Annotated in this window: 2 protein-coding genes and 1 pseudogene; 1 reads left to right on the top strand and 2 read right to left on the bottom strand. The window is 40.8% G+C overall.

Annotated elements, in window-relative coordinates; translation table 11 throughout:
• Positions 1 to 102: 102 nt before the first annotated feature.
• Positions 103 to 1299, bottom strand: coding sequence for an RNA-guided endonuclease InsQ/TnpB family protein (locus ACFIJL_RS09165; protein WP_375624376.1), 1197 nt, complete (start codon positions 1297 to 1299; stop codon positions 103 to 105).
• On the bottom strand, positions 1296 to 1919 hold the full coding sequence (locus tag ACFIJL_RS09160; protein WP_375624374.1) for an IS607 family transposase: 624 nt from the start codon (positions 1917 to 1919) through the stop codon (positions 1296 to 1298). Before ACFIJL_RS09160 ends, ACFIJL_RS09165 begins: the two co-directional genes overlap by 4 nt.
• A gap of 50 nt (positions 1920 to 1969) precedes the next feature.
• Here ACFIJL_RS09160 and ACFIJL_RS09155 point away from each other — a divergent pair.
• A pseudogene (locus ACFIJL_RS09155) lies at positions 1970 to 2119 on the top strand (phage tail protein); the annotation flags it as partial.
• Between the last annotated feature and the right edge of the window lie 26 nt (positions 2120 to 2145).

The following is a 2145-nucleotide window of genomic DNA, read 5'->3' as shown; positions in this document are numbered from 1 at the left end:
AGCAAAGGTTGAAGCTTGCTGAACGTTTGGGTGTGCGGGCAGAGGATATACGCGTGCACCATAAGCTTGCCTTTCCGTTCTATCAAACTTATGTAAATGTGATCATTTCTGATTAAATATACTGTTGATTTCCTGCTTCTTTGAGGCTGGTTTCACCAAAGTCACAGGACATTGGCCAGAGCCTTCCTCTCCACAGGCTGATACGGTGGAACTCACCGCCAAGTTTTTTAAATTAATCGCGGCATTAATGTCTCGATCATGGTGTGTACCACAATGAGAACATCTCCACTCACGTATGTTAAGAGGCAATTGTTCAATCTTACATCCGCAATGATGGCAGATCTTACTGCTCGCATACCAACGATCTGCAATAACAATCTGTCGACCATAACGTGCCGCCTTATATTCCAATTGACGGCGAAACTCGAAAAAACTTTGATCTGCAAGGGCACGCGATAAATGCTTATTTTTCAGCAAGCCTTTTACATGAAGATCTTCCAGACAAAATGTACCAAAACGCTGAATTAAATCTGTTGTAACCTTATGCAAATGATCTGTTCTGATATTACTTATCCGTGCATGAAGCTTAGCGAGTTTTTGTTTCTCCTTATAACGATTGCTCGAGCCTTTTTGCTTACGGCTTAGCCTTCGTGATAAGCGCCGTAAACGATTTAGCAAAGCCTTATAAGGTTTAACGCTTCTTATGGTTTCTCCTGTCGAAAGCGTTGCAAGTGCATTGACGCCCAAATCAAGACCAACAATAGCTTGGTTCTCGCTCAGTGGCTCTTGATTATTGGTTTCAACGCTAAGACTTACAAACCACCGATCCGCTTTACGGCTAATGGTTACTGACAAGATCTTTCCTTGAAATCGCAATTGTTCTCGCAGACGAACCCAACCAAGTTTGGGAATTCTTATCTTGGAACCTTGCAACTGTACTTGATCATTGGTTAAAGTAAAACGATCGTGCACTCCTTTCTTTCTCAAAGTGGGATATCGGCTTCTTCCTGAAAAGAAATTCTTAAAAGCCATACCCAATTGAATAATTGCCATTTGTGGAGCATTTTTAGTGACTTCCATTATCCATGGAAATTGTTCTCGTTTTAGAGAATTGAATTGTCTACGTAGCGCATAGTCATTAGGCTTTGGTAAATTATTATCTTTCTTCCATGCTTCATATTGCTGCTGCCATTCCTTCAGTGCCCAATTATAAGCAAAGCGCGCGCAACCACTGGCTCGAGCCATGTAGCTTCGTTGTTTATTGTTTAAGTCTAGAGCTATTTTGTGAGCAACAATCATTGCGATGCCTCTACAGCTTGACGAACATTCTCTAATAACCTTTGATTTTTTCTCGAACGACTTCCATAAAGACGAGCACTAAAGACAGTAATAATTTCTAAAACATCTTTGGCTAAATCTTCTTCAAAACTGCTTTCTTCCCCCTGATTGAGAATGACAACCTCAACTTGTTTGGCTTCACAAATGGCGAAGACCAATTCTGCACCAAAGCGCAATAAACGATCTTTATGCGTAATCACCAAACGACCTATCTCATTTTCAATGAGAGCATCCAATAAACGTTTAAGACCCTTTTTACGATAATTCATCCCTGACCCTAAATCAGAGATGAGTTCATAAGTCCAACCTTGGCTTGCGCAATAAAGCTCAAGAACCTGTTTTTGTCGCTCTAAATCGTCTTTTTGATCATGGCTCGATACACGCGCATAAGCAATGGTTTTTCTTTGTGACAGTTCTCTGGAATGAAAAAGCTCAGGTCTAAGCTTGGATAGGTCATAACGGCGGTGTCCTCCTGCCGTATGCTCAGAAATAATTTTGCCTTCACCTTCCCAACGGCGCAAAGTGCTAATCGAAACACCCAAAACTTGAGCGGCCTTACCTATCCCAATAAATCTATCCATAATGTATATTATTACACAGATATAAATAGATTACAAGTAAGCTGTTAAAGCCCTTTGCTAATTTTTTATATTATTCAACGCCTATAACAGAAGGTCTGAATGACAGAGAGCATCATGAACATCACCTCATGGCAGAGAGGGTTGGTGGTGTTGAAACGCGCCCCGTTAATGTGAGTGTAATTTATGGGATCAAGACATGAGGAGTTGAAATGTCATTAAAACCGTT

The sequence above is a fragment of the Bartonella sp. TT119HLJHH genome, from assembly GCF_042193385.1.
Taxonomy (GTDB): Bacteria; Pseudomonadota; Alphaproteobacteria; order Rhizobiales; family Rhizobiaceae; genus Bartonella.
This window is presented reverse-complemented; position numbering and strand designations above follow the sequence as displayed.

Excerpts from the sequence above, each read along its gene's own strand:
- ACFIJL_RS09165 (WP_375624376.1), bottom strand. The coding sequence starts at position 1,299 with ATGATTGTTGCTCACAAAATAGCTCTAGACTTAAACAATAAACAACGA.
- ACFIJL_RS09160 (WP_375624374.1), bottom strand. The coding sequence starts at position 1,919 with ATGGATAGATTTATTGGGATAGGTAAGGCCGCTCAAGTTTTGGGTGTT.